Annotated in this window: 9 protein-coding genes and 2 pseudogenes; 3 read left to right on the forward strand and 8 right to left on the reverse strand. The window is 33.8% G+C overall.

Annotated features, from left to right (window positions below; all coding sequences use genetic code 11):
- Positions 1 to 314: 314 nt before the first annotated feature.
- Positions 315 to 2,432 (forward strand): coiled-coil domain-containing protein, encoded by a 2,118-nt coding sequence (locus tag ACJ5GX_RS03955; protein ID WP_495292726.1) that lies wholly within the window; start codon positions 315 to 317, stop codon positions 2,430 to 2,432.
- Here the strand turns inward: ACJ5GX_RS03955 and ACJ5GX_RS03960 are convergent.
- Together ACJ5GX_RS03960 and typA are read right to left on the reverse strand one after the other, a co-directional pair.
- Positions 2,425 to 3,651: a CCA tRNA nucleotidyltransferase gene (locus tag ACJ5GX_RS03960; protein ID WP_019236367.1), complete on the reverse strand. Its 1,227-nt coding sequence runs from the start codon at positions 3,649 to 3,651 to the stop codon at positions 2,425 to 2,427. The genes ACJ5GX_RS03955 and ACJ5GX_RS03960 overlap by 8 nt on opposite strands.
- A 333-nt stretch (positions 3,652 to 3,984) precedes the next feature.
- Positions 3,985 to 5,814: a translational GTPase TypA gene (gene typA / locus ACJ5GX_RS03965; protein WP_007302691.1), complete on the reverse strand. Its 1,830-nt coding sequence runs from the start codon at positions 5,812 to 5,814 to the stop codon at positions 3,985 to 3,987.
- A 222-nt stretch (positions 5,815 to 6,036) separates the two neighbouring features.
- Between typA and gltX the strand changes: the two genes are divergently transcribed.
- A complete protein-coding gene (gltX, locus tag ACJ5GX_RS03970) occupies positions 6,037 to 7,371 on the forward strand; it encodes a glutamate--tRNA ligase (protein WP_052264733.1) in 1,335 nt (444 codons plus the stop codon).
- 231 nt (positions 7,372 to 7,602) lie between these two features.
- On the opposite strand, the pseudogene ACJ5GX_RS03975 reads toward gltX, so the two are convergent.
- From ACJ5GX_RS03975 to ACJ5GX_RS04000, 6 genes and pseudogenes are all read right to left on the reverse strand, one after another.
- Positions 7,603 to 8,538: pseudogene (locus tag ACJ5GX_RS03975) on the reverse strand (IS5 family transposase).
- A 142-nt stretch (positions 8,539 to 8,680) separates the two neighbouring features.
- Positions 8,681 to 9,700 (reverse strand): DNA polymerase III subunit delta, encoded by a 1,020-nt coding sequence (gene holA, locus ACJ5GX_RS03980; RefSeq protein WP_007302689.1) that lies wholly within the window; start codon positions 9,698 to 9,700, stop codon positions 8,681 to 8,683.
- Between the two features lie 5 nt (positions 9,701 to 9,705).
- Positions 9,706 to 9,888 (reverse strand): hypothetical protein, encoded by a 183-nt coding sequence (locus tag ACJ5GX_RS03985; RefSeq protein WP_007302688.1) that lies wholly within the window; start codon positions 9,886 to 9,888, stop codon positions 9,706 to 9,708.
- 114 nt (positions 9,889 to 10,002) lie between these two features.
- On the reverse strand, positions 10,003 to 10,812 hold the full coding sequence (locus ACJ5GX_RS03990) for a metal ABC transporter permease (protein ID WP_052264732.1): 810 nt from the start codon (positions 10,810 to 10,812) through the stop codon (positions 10,003 to 10,005).
- Complete coding sequence (locus ACJ5GX_RS03995; RefSeq protein WP_007302686.1) at positions 10,806 to 11,153, reverse strand: Mth938-like domain-containing protein; 348 nt, start codon at positions 11,151 to 11,153, stop codon at positions 10,806 to 10,808. Before ACJ5GX_RS03995 ends, ACJ5GX_RS03990 begins: the two co-directional genes overlap by 7 nt.
- 3 nt (positions 11,154 to 11,156) lie before the next feature.
- Positions 11,157 to 12,023, reverse strand: coding sequence for a 4-(cytidine 5'-diphospho)-2-C-methyl-D-erythritol kinase (locus ACJ5GX_RS04000; protein ID WP_007302685.1), 867 nt, complete (start codon positions 12,021 to 12,023; stop codon positions 11,157 to 11,159).
- A 74-nt stretch (positions 12,024 to 12,097) separates the two neighbouring features.
- Here ACJ5GX_RS04000 and ACJ5GX_RS04005 point away from each other — a divergent pair.
- Positions 12,098 to 12,646 (forward strand): annotated as a pseudogene (locus ACJ5GX_RS04005) (UvrD-helicase domain-containing protein); the annotation flags it as partial.
- Positions 12,647 to 12,719: the final 73 nt, after the last annotated feature.

A 12,719-nucleotide genomic window follows, 5' to 3' on the forward strand; every position in this document is an offset into this window, starting at 1 on the left:
TCAAAATCGTAGGGTCCACAACAAAAAAAAAAAAAAAAAAACACATGAAAACTGAACAACTTGGGGTAAGCTTCAGATAAACTTCTTCACGCAAAAACTACTGAACCGTTTGCAATAAAATTTGTCACACATAATATAGAAGATAACATGGAGCTTTTATAGCAGAAATTAGTAACAGCTAGTAACAGCTAGTTAACTTAACTAGCTGTTACTAATTTCTGCTAGAAATTAGTAATAGCTAGTCTCTCTCCTCTTCGTGTGGAACACCGAGTCATCCAACGATCGATCATTTAAATACGAACAGAGAAAAGGAATTGAAGGATGAAAATGAGAGATTAAAAGAAAAGTTGAAAGAAGGTAGTAAGAAGGAGGAAAATCAGTCAAATTTAAATCAGGAATTAACTAAAAAAGAGAAAGAAATTACTAAACTTAAAGAACAAGTAAAATCATTAGGAGAGGAAAAAGAAATATTTGCTAAATTTTTTGCAGCACAAGCACAGCAGATTGAAGACTTAGAATTAGAAAATGAAGAGTTAAAGTCTAAACTTGCAGGACTTAAAAAGAACTATAGTGAATTGGTAAAAATTGCACAAAAAAGAGGAGAAGAATTTTTAGCACAGTTCAAGGAAAAGTCTGAGGAGATATTACATTTGCAGAAAGAATTAATTGAGTGCAGCAAAGAATTTGCAAATAAAATAGAAATGCTCTCAGTAAGGGTAGAAGAAAAAGATGGGAAAATAGGTAGTTTAACGCAATTAAATGAAAGATTAGAACAAGAGAAAAAGGAAATGGAGAATAAAAATAATGCACAACAGCAAACTATATTTACAAAAGACCAAAAAATAAAAGAGCAAGACGATTTGATAAATTCATTTCGTGAAAATAAAGATATAAATGAAACTGTGAAGAAAGATAATGAAAGCCTAAGAGCGCAAAACACAGAACTTAATAGTAAATTGAGTAAGTTAAACAACGAGTCTGATACTAAAATAAAGCAATTAGAAAATCAACTTAAGGAGAAACAAGCAGAATTCACACAAGCTGAGGAAAAAATACTAAATTTAGAAAAAAAATTGGAAAGTGCTCAGCAACAATTAGAGCAAGAAAAGACTAATCTAAATACCATTGAAAAAAAGAAACAAGATTTAGAAAGTGAAATTAATGAATTGAAAGAACAAGCTAAGGAAAAAGATGCTGAAGTAGAGAATCTTAAACAACAATTAGAGAAAGACAAAAGTGATTCAATTAGTAAACTAAATGCTACTGAAACAGAGAAAAAAGAATTAGAAAGTAAGATTACTAGTCTACAAGAACAAGTACAGGCATTAGAAAAAAGTAAAGAGTGGGAATCAGCGGGAATAGATGATAGCTTAAAGGAAACTCATTCGAATCTGACAGAAATGTTAAAAGAAGAACTTGCAAAGCAAGAGAAGCAGATTGAGCAGTTACAAGAGGAACGTAAGCAAGCAGAATATCAAGCGAAAGCTGATATTACAAAACCACAGGAAGAAAAAAGAGGTCTGTTAGTTAAAATAGATAGCTTAAAGGAAAATTTGTCAGTTGCGCAAGAACAGTTACAGAAACAACTAAAGTTAAATAATCAAGAGTTACTGGAATTGAAAAAAGAGAAGAGAAATGTTGATACAAAGTTAGAAGATATGGATAAAAAAACTAAAGAGGTAGATGCAATTAGTATAGCATCTACTACAAAAAAAACACTTTTTCATTCTATGAAGTCAAGCTTTTCAAATGGTTCTTATAATCTTTTCAGTAATAAGAAGCTCAAGGAATTTTTATCTCATAAAAATAGAGAGTTGAAAAAAGGTTTTCCTGAACTTGAAGGAAAACACTTTTGCCATAACGTGCTTGGTGAAACTATAAAATCTCTATCAAATCAAAGTGATGGTAAATTTGAAAGCAATAAGTTACTTGAATTATTAAAAAATAATTTGAAAAAATTAGCAAGTGAGATCATAGAAGCTGAAGTTAAAGGAGTTGTCAAAAAATATTGTAATATTGGAAATATAGATAAGGAGTTACGTGATGGTGTGTTAAAAGACAAGCTGTTACTTTCTATTAAAAAATGCATGAAAAATTTAAGTTGGGATGAGGAAGCTGCTAATGCAATTACAGATTCTGTCTTGAACAACTTTTATAGCAAAGATAATAGCAATCTCCAAGAAATTGTTTCGGAGGAGTTAATAAAAGGTAGAATGGAATTTTTTTCAAGTAATATCGAGTTGTTACAACTAGCATCAAGCATACGAGATAAATTTTTATCTCCAGATCAGAAAATGTGCGTTCAAACTTCAAAAGAAAACAATGAATATGAATTAACAGATAAAGCTAAAAAAGAATACACACCTAACTCTTCCATGAGTCACACTAATAGCACTCCGGTAAGTGTGAAGCAAGAAGCAAAGTCTAGATAAAACTTTTAGCATAAAGTATCAGCTCCTCCTTTGTTAAAGTGTAGGAGCTGTCTTCCCAATGTTGTCGTAGCAATTCCAAGTTTCTACCTAAACTTTTCCCTGGTTGATGACCTATAGTTATTAAATCATCACCAGATAAAGGAAATTTTGGAATGTTAAACATCTTAGCAAATGAAATATACTCATCAACATTTATTCCAGACTCAATACCACAAATCTTCATTAAGTCACAATATAATTCCTTACCAAATAAAGATATGTATTTCTTTTGCTCTTTTTCTGAAAGCTCTGTTTTAATATTGTTTGATAATAAAAATAATAGCTTTTTCTTTTGCTTATTTGAAAGACGTAAAAACTTGCTCACTTCTTCTCCAAGACTAACTCTATCTTCGGCAGTCCTAAGAAGCAAAGCTAATTTTGTTAGTGCATCGATTGTGGGATCTAGGAAAGGCGTATGGACATACGCTGAGGGTTTTGTAAGAGGTTTAGTGTTGATAAGAAGTGGTGAAGATAAAATTTCACATTTTACTTCTTTTGGAATGATTTTTTGTAAAACATCAGATTTTTGCATGCTCTTAAGTGTTGGAGCAGGATCATTGCATTCCAACAACTTAAATATTTCTTCTCTTATTCTCTCTCCAGAGAGGTTTTGAATCATGTGTGAATGCTTTTTGCACACATCCAATATTTCATCACTTAAATCTCCTATGCATATTTTAGCGTGAAAACGAAACGCTCTTAAAATACGTAGATAGTCTTCCTTAATCCTATCTTCAGCGTTACCTATAAAGTTTAACTTTCGTGTTTTTAAGTCCTGAATGCCACCAAAGTAGTCGTATATATGGCCATGCTTGTCCGCATAAAGAGCATTAAACGTAAAGTCGCGCCTTGAAGCATCAGCTTGCCAATCATTAGTAAATTCTACCTTCGCATGTCTACCGTCACACTTTACATCATGCCTTAGCGTTGTAATCTCAAAGGATCTTTTATTTAAAATCGCAGTAATAGTTCCATGTTTTAAGCCAGTTGGAATAGTTTTTATATTACGGAGTTTTAACGCTTTAACTGCTTGATTAGGCAGCAGATTAGTAGCAAGATCGATGTCGTGAATGTCACGCTGTAAAATTGAATCTCTAACACATCCACCAACAAGCCTTGCCTCACCACCAAATTTCTCTATGGCCTCAATAATTACACTAGTTTCGTGATCAATTTGCATTTAGGTTACACATACTGAAAATCATGTTACAAAAAATGCGAAACTTTTGCAAAAATCCTCATATAAAAATATATAGGCAGGAGAGTGGTAAAATAAGAGGGTAAAGTGATAGAGTAAGTCTACAACAAATCCAGTGCCTAGAAACTTATAAGTATAAAAGTAATGTTAAAATACAATGTTTTCGATGATTATAAAAAAGCTGGATGAGCTACTTGCATGACACCTTTGTAGCCTTCTCTTGTCATCCCAGTACCTGCTCAAGTAACTGACACTGGTTCCCTTTATGATGGTGTTATCCGAGTAGCTCATCCAGCTTTTTATCAGGAACGTTGATTACTCTTTATTCTTCGCCCTTCCTGCACGTTTACGTTCATTTGGATCGAGGAACTTCTTACGCAAACGTATAGATTTTGGAGTTACTTCTACCAATTCATCATCGTCTATATATGCTATCATATCCTCCAGTGTCATTATTTTTGGTGGAGTAAGCTTTATAGCTTCATCGCTACCTGAAGCTCTTACGTTTGTTAATTGCTTACCTTTAAGTACATTTATTTCTAAATCATTGTCACGACTATGCTGACCGACAATCATACCACAATATACCTTATCTTGTGGCTTAACAAACATAATTCCCCTATCTTGCAGATTGAAAATTGCATACGCTACTGCTTCGCCTTTGTCTGTTGAAATTAAAACCCCATTACGCCTTCCGGAAATTGAACCTTTATGTGGAGCATAACTGTGAAATAAACGGTTGATTATACCAGTGCCGCGAGAATCAGTTAAAAATTCTCCTTGATAGCCAATTAATCCCCTTGATGGCACTAAAAATGTCAACCTAGTTCTGCCACTACCAGAAGGTCTCATGTCAGTTACTTCACCTTTTCGAAAGCTAAGTTTTTCCATGATGATTCCACTATACTCATCATCTACATCAATTACTACTTCCTCTATAGGTTCAAGTTTTTTGCCATCTTCTTCTTTAAACAGCACTCGAGGCCGTGAAACTGAAAGTTCAAAACCTTCCCTTCTCATATTTTCAATCAGTACCCCAAGCTGCAACTCACCACGTCCACCTACTTCAAATGCTTCACCACTTGGAGCCAAAGTTACAGTAATTGCAACGTTTGTTTCTGCTTCTGCATATAAACGATCTTTTATAACAGTTGAGGTAAGTTTTGTTCCCTCTTGCCCAGCAAAAGGTGAGTCATTCACGCTTATAGTAATCGCCATTGTTGGCGGGTCAACTGGAGTTGAGCTGATCGCAGTTGTAACTTCTGGTGCTGCTATAGTGTCTGAAACTGAAGCTTTCTCAAGTCCTGCAATGGCAATGATATCACCAGCTACAGCTTGCTCTACTGGAACGCGTTTTAAGCCAGAAAATGAGAGTAACTTAGTTAATCTCCCTCGCTCAACCACTTGACCATCAAGATCAATTACCTTAAGATCTGAGTTAACTTGCGCGATTCCTTGGTAAATCTTTCCTGTCAATATTCTGCCAAGAAATTTATCAGATTCAAGTAAAGTAACTAGCATAGCAAAAGGTGCATTTTGATCATAAACGGAAGGTTTTATGTAATCTATCACCGTTGAAAATAATGGGCTTAAATCTTTTCTCTCATCAGATAGCTCCTTAGCACACCAACCATTTCTACCTGAAGCATAGAGTACTGGAAAATCTAGTTGCTCGTTGGTTGCATCAAGGTTAAAAAATAACTCATATATTTCATTTAGTACTTCATCAATTCTGCTGTCTGGTCGATCAACCTTATTGATTATCACAATCGGTTTTAAATTTGCCTTTAGTGCTTTTGACAACACAAACTTAGTCTGTGGCATTGGACCTTCTGCAGCATCAACCAGTAGTAATACACCATCTGCCATGCAGAGCACCCTTTCCACTTCTCCACCAAAATCCGCATGTCCTGGTGTATCAATGATATTGATTTTCTCATCACCCCACATTATTGACGTACATTTTGCAAGTATTGTAATCCCACGTTCACGTTCTTGATCACCACTATCCATCACTCGTTCTTGAACTTCTTGATTCTCACGAAACGTGCCACTTTGTTTTAACATGTTATCAAGTAAAGTAGTTTTTCCGTGGTCAACGTGTGCAATTATTGCAATATTGCGGATTGATTTAAATTCACTCATTTCTTATCATTTCAAATTTAATTTAATAACAAGTATACGTATAATATATTTAGAGTAAATAACTAAAGCCGTGCTTTCAGAGTATTTTAGGCAGATCATGGAACTCTAACAAAAAGGTTTCATGTTCGCTGTACTTTGTAGCAACTAACACCAAGACAAAGAAGAATCTTGCTTTAGCAGTACATTTATATAAAATTAAAATAAACTAAAGTAATCATTTAAATGCTAACAAGATTCGCTCCAAGCCCAACTGGCTACCTACATGTAGGAAACATACGCACTGCACTCATTTGTTGGATGTACACACGTAATCAAAATGGAAAATTTTTACTACGTTTTGATGATACTGATCTTGAGCGTTCAGATATCAAATATGTAGATAATATCATAGAAGACCTAAAATGGATTGGCATAAATTGGAATTCAAGTTTTAAGCAATCAGAGCGTTTTGAGCGCTATAACGAGGTGTTCTTACAGTTAATGAAAGAAGGTCATATTTATGCATGTTATGAAACAAGAGAAGAATTAGACACTAAACGAAAATTGCAATTAAAACAAGGTCTTCCCCCTGTTTACGATAAAGGTGCGTTGCTTTTAACTGAGCAAGAGAAAATTCGTTATGAGCAAGAAGGACGAAAACCACATTTCAGATTTAAATTGGATAGAAATAAAACTGTAAAATGGAATGATGAAGTTAAAGGCGAAATAAATATTGCAACAATTCATATCAGCGATCCTGTAGTAAAAAGAGAAGATGGAATTTATACGTACATGCTACCTTCTGTTATTGATGACATTGACTTTAATGTAACCCATGTTGTACGTGGGGAAGATCATGTAACTAATACCGCAGTTCAGATTCAAATGATTCAAGCATTAAAAGCGAAAATTCCTATCTTTGCCCACCTTCCCTTACTACACTTTGATGATAGCAAAATATCGAAACGGAAAGGCGGGCTGGATATTAAGTCCATAAGAGAAGATGAGATTGAATCAATGGCGCTAACTAGCTATTTAGCAAAGCTTGGAACATCTGATCCGATAGAAGCTTATATTGATATGCAGTCTTTAATTGACTCATTTGATATCAAAAAATTTAGTTCAGCATCTTTACAATTCAGCTTGAGTGAAATGTATAAGCTAAATAGCAAAGTGCTACAACAAATGCCATTTGAAATGGTGCAAGATCGTTTAAGTCAAATTGGCTCAGAGTTTTGGTATTTTATAAGGAGTAATATAGAAAAGTTTTCTGAAGTGGCCAAATGGTGGAAAATATGCAAATTTGGTATAGAACCTGTGGTTCTTAATAAAGAGTTTATAAAAATAGCGCTAAGCACATTACCTCAAGGTGATTGTAATGAAAACACATTATCAGAGTGGGTTAAAAATATTCGACAGACAATTGATATAAAGGCAAAAGATCTATTTATGCAGTTGCGCCTCGCTTTAACAGGAACAGAAACAGGTCCAGAACTCGCTAAATTATTAATTTTTATCGGTAGAGAGAGCATTATTGCAAGGTTAGAAGAAAGCCAAAGAATTATACAAAAGGTTTAAATGCACCGAATGTATTTTGAATGACACCAATAAGCATTGTTCAGGAAATGTGAAAATATTAGATTTCTTGTCATTCCAGTTTCTGCTCCTGTCATTCAAGTAGCTAACACTGGAATCCATAATCTCGCCAAAACGTTGTATTTTAAAATAACTTCTATACATATCCCATATTTCTGGATCCCAGTGGGCTTTGTTGCATAACACTTCATGTAGTGGTGATTTACGACAAATTCATGTAACTATTTCAAATTTAGCCATACCAAAATCAGTAAATTTGTTAAGCAAATAACACTTGAGTAGCAGTTCCTTTTCACGATTAACCTCAGATTTGTTACGAAAATTAAATCCGAATATTTGTTTCAGTCGCGAGAAAAAACTTTCTATATAAGATCTTTTTCCGTAGTTTATTTGCCTTTTCCACATCTTTATATTATCTTTATCATATGACTTTATTAGTCTAATTGCAGCATTTCTCTCTGCCATATAGTCTAACTTTGGATGCTCTACTGCATTATTTTGCAGAGGAATTTTTGTCTTTATCCCAAGTTCATTGCACAATTTATATAATTTCTTTCGGTTATATGCCCTATCTCCATACAGTGTGCTTATATTGAGCTTCAACTCTTTCAATAAGATCACAGGTTCCGTAATGATCAGAATAAACTCCTCTACTATATTTTGCAGCTATGACTTTTTTGCTACCTATCTCCAGCATTACATGCAGCTTTCTTACCTGTTTATAACTGCGATACTTCGCTATTTTCCTTACTGTGACCAGGGGTATTATCTGATACTTGTACTATCTATGGCAATTTCAATACCTTCCGTATCATTTTTGTTAACTCTACAGTCACTGATCTTAATATTGAGTTTTCTAAACCTCCTTGAAGCTTGTGAATAGCTGATAATCTGCAAATTTTTTCCTATTTGCTGCAAATACCCTTCTATAAACCCTACCGTTTGTCTTAAGCCAATTCTAAAGAGATTAGCGACTATATGCACTAAAATCACAACTTTATCGCTATAAATATAGTTGCCACCAGCCATTTTTGGACCTTTTTCGTACCAATTCTCAATTGCTTCATTAATAAAATGAAAAATATTTCCCCTCTCTTGGAGAAATTTGTTATATTCATGGCAGTTACTGACTCTCATTTTTTGTGACATATTTTTCTTTCGTAGGTTAAATGCTTGTCTTATAGTGAATTTTGTCAGTAACTGCTAGCTCTTTTTACTTGAGTGATGCAACAAAGCCATCCCAGTGTCAGCTACTTTCATGACAACATTTAGTTGTTTTTTCTCGTCTACCTTATTTTACTACTCTGCTGAACGAATAACACCAATAGTTAATCTCATGCTGAAAGATCATTTTATGGTCCAAGTCAGTTCTTTTACAAGTCACTTCCAAGCTCATCAAATTTTCTAAGATCTTCTTAAGTTCTGAAAGTTGCAAACTTTTCAAATGAGATTTAAAACTCTGCAATTGTTTGAAGAACAATGGAGGACTCAGCTGGTCAATTGCAGCTTGTTCATTCATTCCATTTTGTATTAACAGCAAAACGCTTTCTAGCCGTAGAAAATAATTTGATATAATACGGATTAATGCTATCGGTGAAAAATTCTCTTGTAATATCAATACATCGGAAATTTTGATGAATTGTCCCATGTCTTTACTCACTATTGCAGAGCACAGATTATCAAGTGTAACATAATCATTGCCGGAGGTTGAAAAGCATAGATCTATATCAGCAAGTTTAAGATCTTTTCTTTTTCCTAGATATAAAACTAATTTTTCAAGCTCTGAATATATAGGCAGTTTGCTATGATTAAAATAAGACTGCAAGTGGTAGATTATCTCACTTGTGCACTCTATATCATTTTGTTTCAAGTAACTTGATATAATATCACAAAGATTACTACCGCTGTCCTTATAGCAGGTAATGACACCGAAAATTTTTGAGCTTTCCATATAACTTTTAGTTGTAGAACTATATGGAAGATCATTTGCTATCATTACTATATAATGATCGCCTATATTATGATCCAATATGTTTCTTAACTCTTTAGATATACTTCCACTGACATTTATCAGCTTAACTAACCTTTTTTTAGTAAACATCGAAATGTTTGCCAACTCGGAAAATAACAAGCCAGGCGACTTATTCACTACTGCAAAATCCATCACCTGAACTGAATACTCATTCAAGTTGGCAATTATTTCCTGTACAAAAATATCGACCTTACTATTGTCACTCCCATGAATTAATACACCACTTAAAGTATCGGGTTTCTCAAGGAATTTTTTAACTTTAGATGGCGTGATTCTCATGCCATCTATATTATATTATCACTATTTGGTGGTACATCATTTGATTGCACATCAGTTTCCAACAATTCTGAGCTTTCTTGATTTGCTGTATTCTGCATATCATCAGACACTTCTTTCTTTCCCGTAACATAATTATAAAAATTTTTTATAGGCTGTCCTATATATCTAGAAAAAAATCCTTCGGCCATATCTTTCACTCCACAAATTAACAATTAGCACATAAAAACAACGTAGCAAAAACTACTTTACGCTCAGATAGTTACACTCATTTGTTAATGAATTATGAACTTCCGAGACCAAAATTAAGTCAATCTACTTAACACCAATCTTATAAAATAAGCAATGATTAAATACACAGCTGCGATAAGTATAATTGCAGGTCCAGTTAATAAGTCAAAACTTGCAGATAATATCAAACCTGATACTCCAGAAATCACAGAAAAAACTGTTGCAACAATAATCATTTGCATTGGAGTTTTTGAAATGAGTCTTGCTGATGCAGCAGGTATTAACAAAAATGCAGCAATGAGTAATATTCCTATTAATTGAGCAGAAATTGCAATAAAGATAGCGAGTATAATCAAAAATTCTAGCCTAACAAAATTAACATTTACTTTCTCAACTGTTGCCAAATCTTGATTAATCGAAATCATCAGCCAATAGCGCCATCTAAATATTAATATCAAAGTAACTATTACGGAGGTTAGAAAAATTGATATTATATTACTTTGGTCAATCATTAATATGTCACCAAAAAGTGAGCTAATAATACTATTATTACCTGATGGAAGAAAAGACATAAGTATTAAACTCGATGATAAAACTACATTGGTAACTATGTTCAATATCGTATCAGCAGAGTATAATTTATTAAAATTAAGAGAAAGTAGTATAGCAAACATAATTGCAATGAGCATTATACTTACCGATGGGCTGATATTAAAGATCAAAGCAAGTGCAATACCAAGCAATGAAGAATGGGACAAACTATCACCCAAATACGATAACCTTTGCCATATCATAAATGACCCTAGAGCTCCTGTGACTAGGCTAATCATAATTACCGCAATTAGACTGTTTATAAAAAAACTCTGTGTAAATATCTCTAACATGCTATCAGATAACTGACAACAAATCTATCTTCAGATATTAAAACGTTATGGGTTCTGCATGCAGAACCCGTCGTCATAAATTCAAAATTTAAATTCTTTTGCTCCATAAGATAAGACTTCATTGAACAATCGCGTATCTTACCAGTACCTATTATCAAAATCTCTATTTCCTCTGTTAAAAAAGATTTAAAATACTCCTTGTTATTTATATCACTTTCTTTCAATTCAATCACCTTTTCAGGAAAAATTATAATTGAGCCATGATATTCTTGATTATTTACCCAAAATCTTTCTTCCCTGTAACCATCTATAAGATTTTTCTTCTTGGAAATTAAGGGCATAAATCAAACCATTAATTCCGTGTCGCACACCCACCATTCTGGATATTCCTTTTTGATATTTGCCGCTGCAGCTTTTGCACTTTCTTCACTATCAAACATTCCAAAACACCCTACACCACTACCTGACATACGAGAAAGTATAGAGCCTTCTTGTGACTCTAGTGTTGATATTACATTCTGAATTTCAGGTACAAGACTTATTGCTGCTTCTTGCAGGTCATTTTTTGTCTCTTTAAGAAGCTCTAACAAATTCTCCTCAGTGTTATCACTCCACTTAATTGGCTGAGAGAAATCCTCTTTATACTTGGAAAATACTTCTGATGTATTCAAAAACTTTTTTTTCGGTTTCACAAGTACCAGACTTGTGGGTAAAGAGCATTGTTTAATGGGGCATAATTCCTCACCAACACCTCTGACAAAAACTGGCTTACTATCTATACTTGCAGGTACATCAGCACCAACGCTTAAAGCTATATCATTTAAAAATTGCCTATCAATGTTCCAAAGCTCTCCCAGCATGCGTATCACAGCTCCAGCATCTGAGGAACCACTACCAAATCCCGCAGCAATTGGTACATTTTTTACAACCTTCACAGTGACTTTAGTGCGTACAGGAGCATGCCTAAGCAGTAGACTCACTGCTCTCGTTATAGTATTATATCGATAATTTATTCTAAACTCAGAATTTACAAATTCAACTGTAGAGTTATCATATCTAAAGTTTTTTTCTCCTACTTTTATCTCTAAAAAATTAGAAAGTTTAGCAAAGACAACCAAACTTTCAATTAAATGATACCCTCTTTCTTCTCTATTTATAATATGTAAAAAAAGATTGATCTTTGCAGGAGCCTTTACACAAAAACTTTCCATCTGTATATCTTCACTAACACTATCTTATTTACTATACTTGAAATGCCACTTCAGTCAAACTTTATACACTCCTAATGAGATCAAATGCCATAAATCCTAACTTCTCTGTATGGGTAAGTGCATCAGCTGGTACAGGTAAAACAAAGATCTTAATAGACAGAGTATTAAGACTTCTATTAGAGAATAAGAGAAATATTCTCTGCTTAACATTCACCAATGCTGCAGCAAATGAAATGGAGGATCGCATTTACAGTACACTTAGTAAGTGGGCAATATATCCAGAGGGTATATTGGTCGCAGATTTAGAACAATTAGCCCAGTGTGTAACCAGAGAAAATAAAGATTATTTAACAAGAGCAAGAAGGCTTTTTTCTGAACTGGAAAATCTTGGTCTTAATATTCAAACTATACACGCCTTTTGTTACAAATTAATCTCCAGCTTTCCTACAGAAGCTGGTATCGCTCCAAATTGTACGTTGAGCGAATGTAAAGAATTGCATTCCATCATATTTGAAAAAACGCTTCATAATGAAACTGTGCAGGACGATATAAATATCATTGCAGCTGAATTTGATGAAAACAAGCTGAGTGATTTGCTCTATACCTTATGTATAAAGAGATCGATCGCATTTACAGTACACTTAGTAAGTGGGCAATATATCCAGAGGGTATATTGGTCGCAGATTTAGAACAATT

The sequence above is a fragment of the Wolbachia endosymbiont of Tuta absoluta genome (genome assembly GCF_059414725.1).

What these genes read in the sequence shown, in the direction of transcription:
- ACJ5GX_RS03960 (WP_019236367.1), bottom strand. Translation starts at nt 3,651, where the DNA reads ATGCAAATTGATCACGAAACTAGTGTAATTATTGAGGCCATAGAGAAA.
- typA (WP_007302691.1), bottom strand. Translation starts at nt 5,814, where the DNA reads ATGAGTGAATTTAAATCAATCCGCAATATTGCAATAATTGCACACGTT.
- gltX (WP_052264733.1), top strand. Translation starts at nt 6,037, where the DNA reads ATGCTAACAAGATTCGCTCCAAGCCCAACTGGCTACCTACATGTAGGA.
- holA (WP_007302689.1), bottom strand. Translation starts at nt 9,700, where the DNA reads ATGAGAATCACGCCATCTAAAGTTAAAAAATTCCTTGAGAAACCCGAT.
- ACJ5GX_RS03985 (WP_007302688.1), bottom strand. Translation starts at nt 9,888, where the DNA reads ATGGCCGAAGGATTTTTTTCTAGATATATAGGACAGCCTATAAAAAAT.
- ACJ5GX_RS03990 (WP_052264732.1), bottom strand. Translation starts at nt 10,812, where the DNA reads ATGTTAGAGATATTTACACAGAGTTTTTTTATAAACAGTCTAATTGCG.
- ACJ5GX_RS03995 (WP_007302686.1), bottom strand. Translation starts at nt 11,153, where the DNA reads ATGCCCTTAATTTCCAAGAAGAAAAATCTTATAGATGGTTACAGGGAA.
- ACJ5GX_RS04000 (WP_007302685.1), bottom strand. Translation starts at nt 12,023, where the DNA reads ATGGAAAGTTTTTGTGTAAAGGCTCCTGCAAAGATCAATCTTTTTTTA.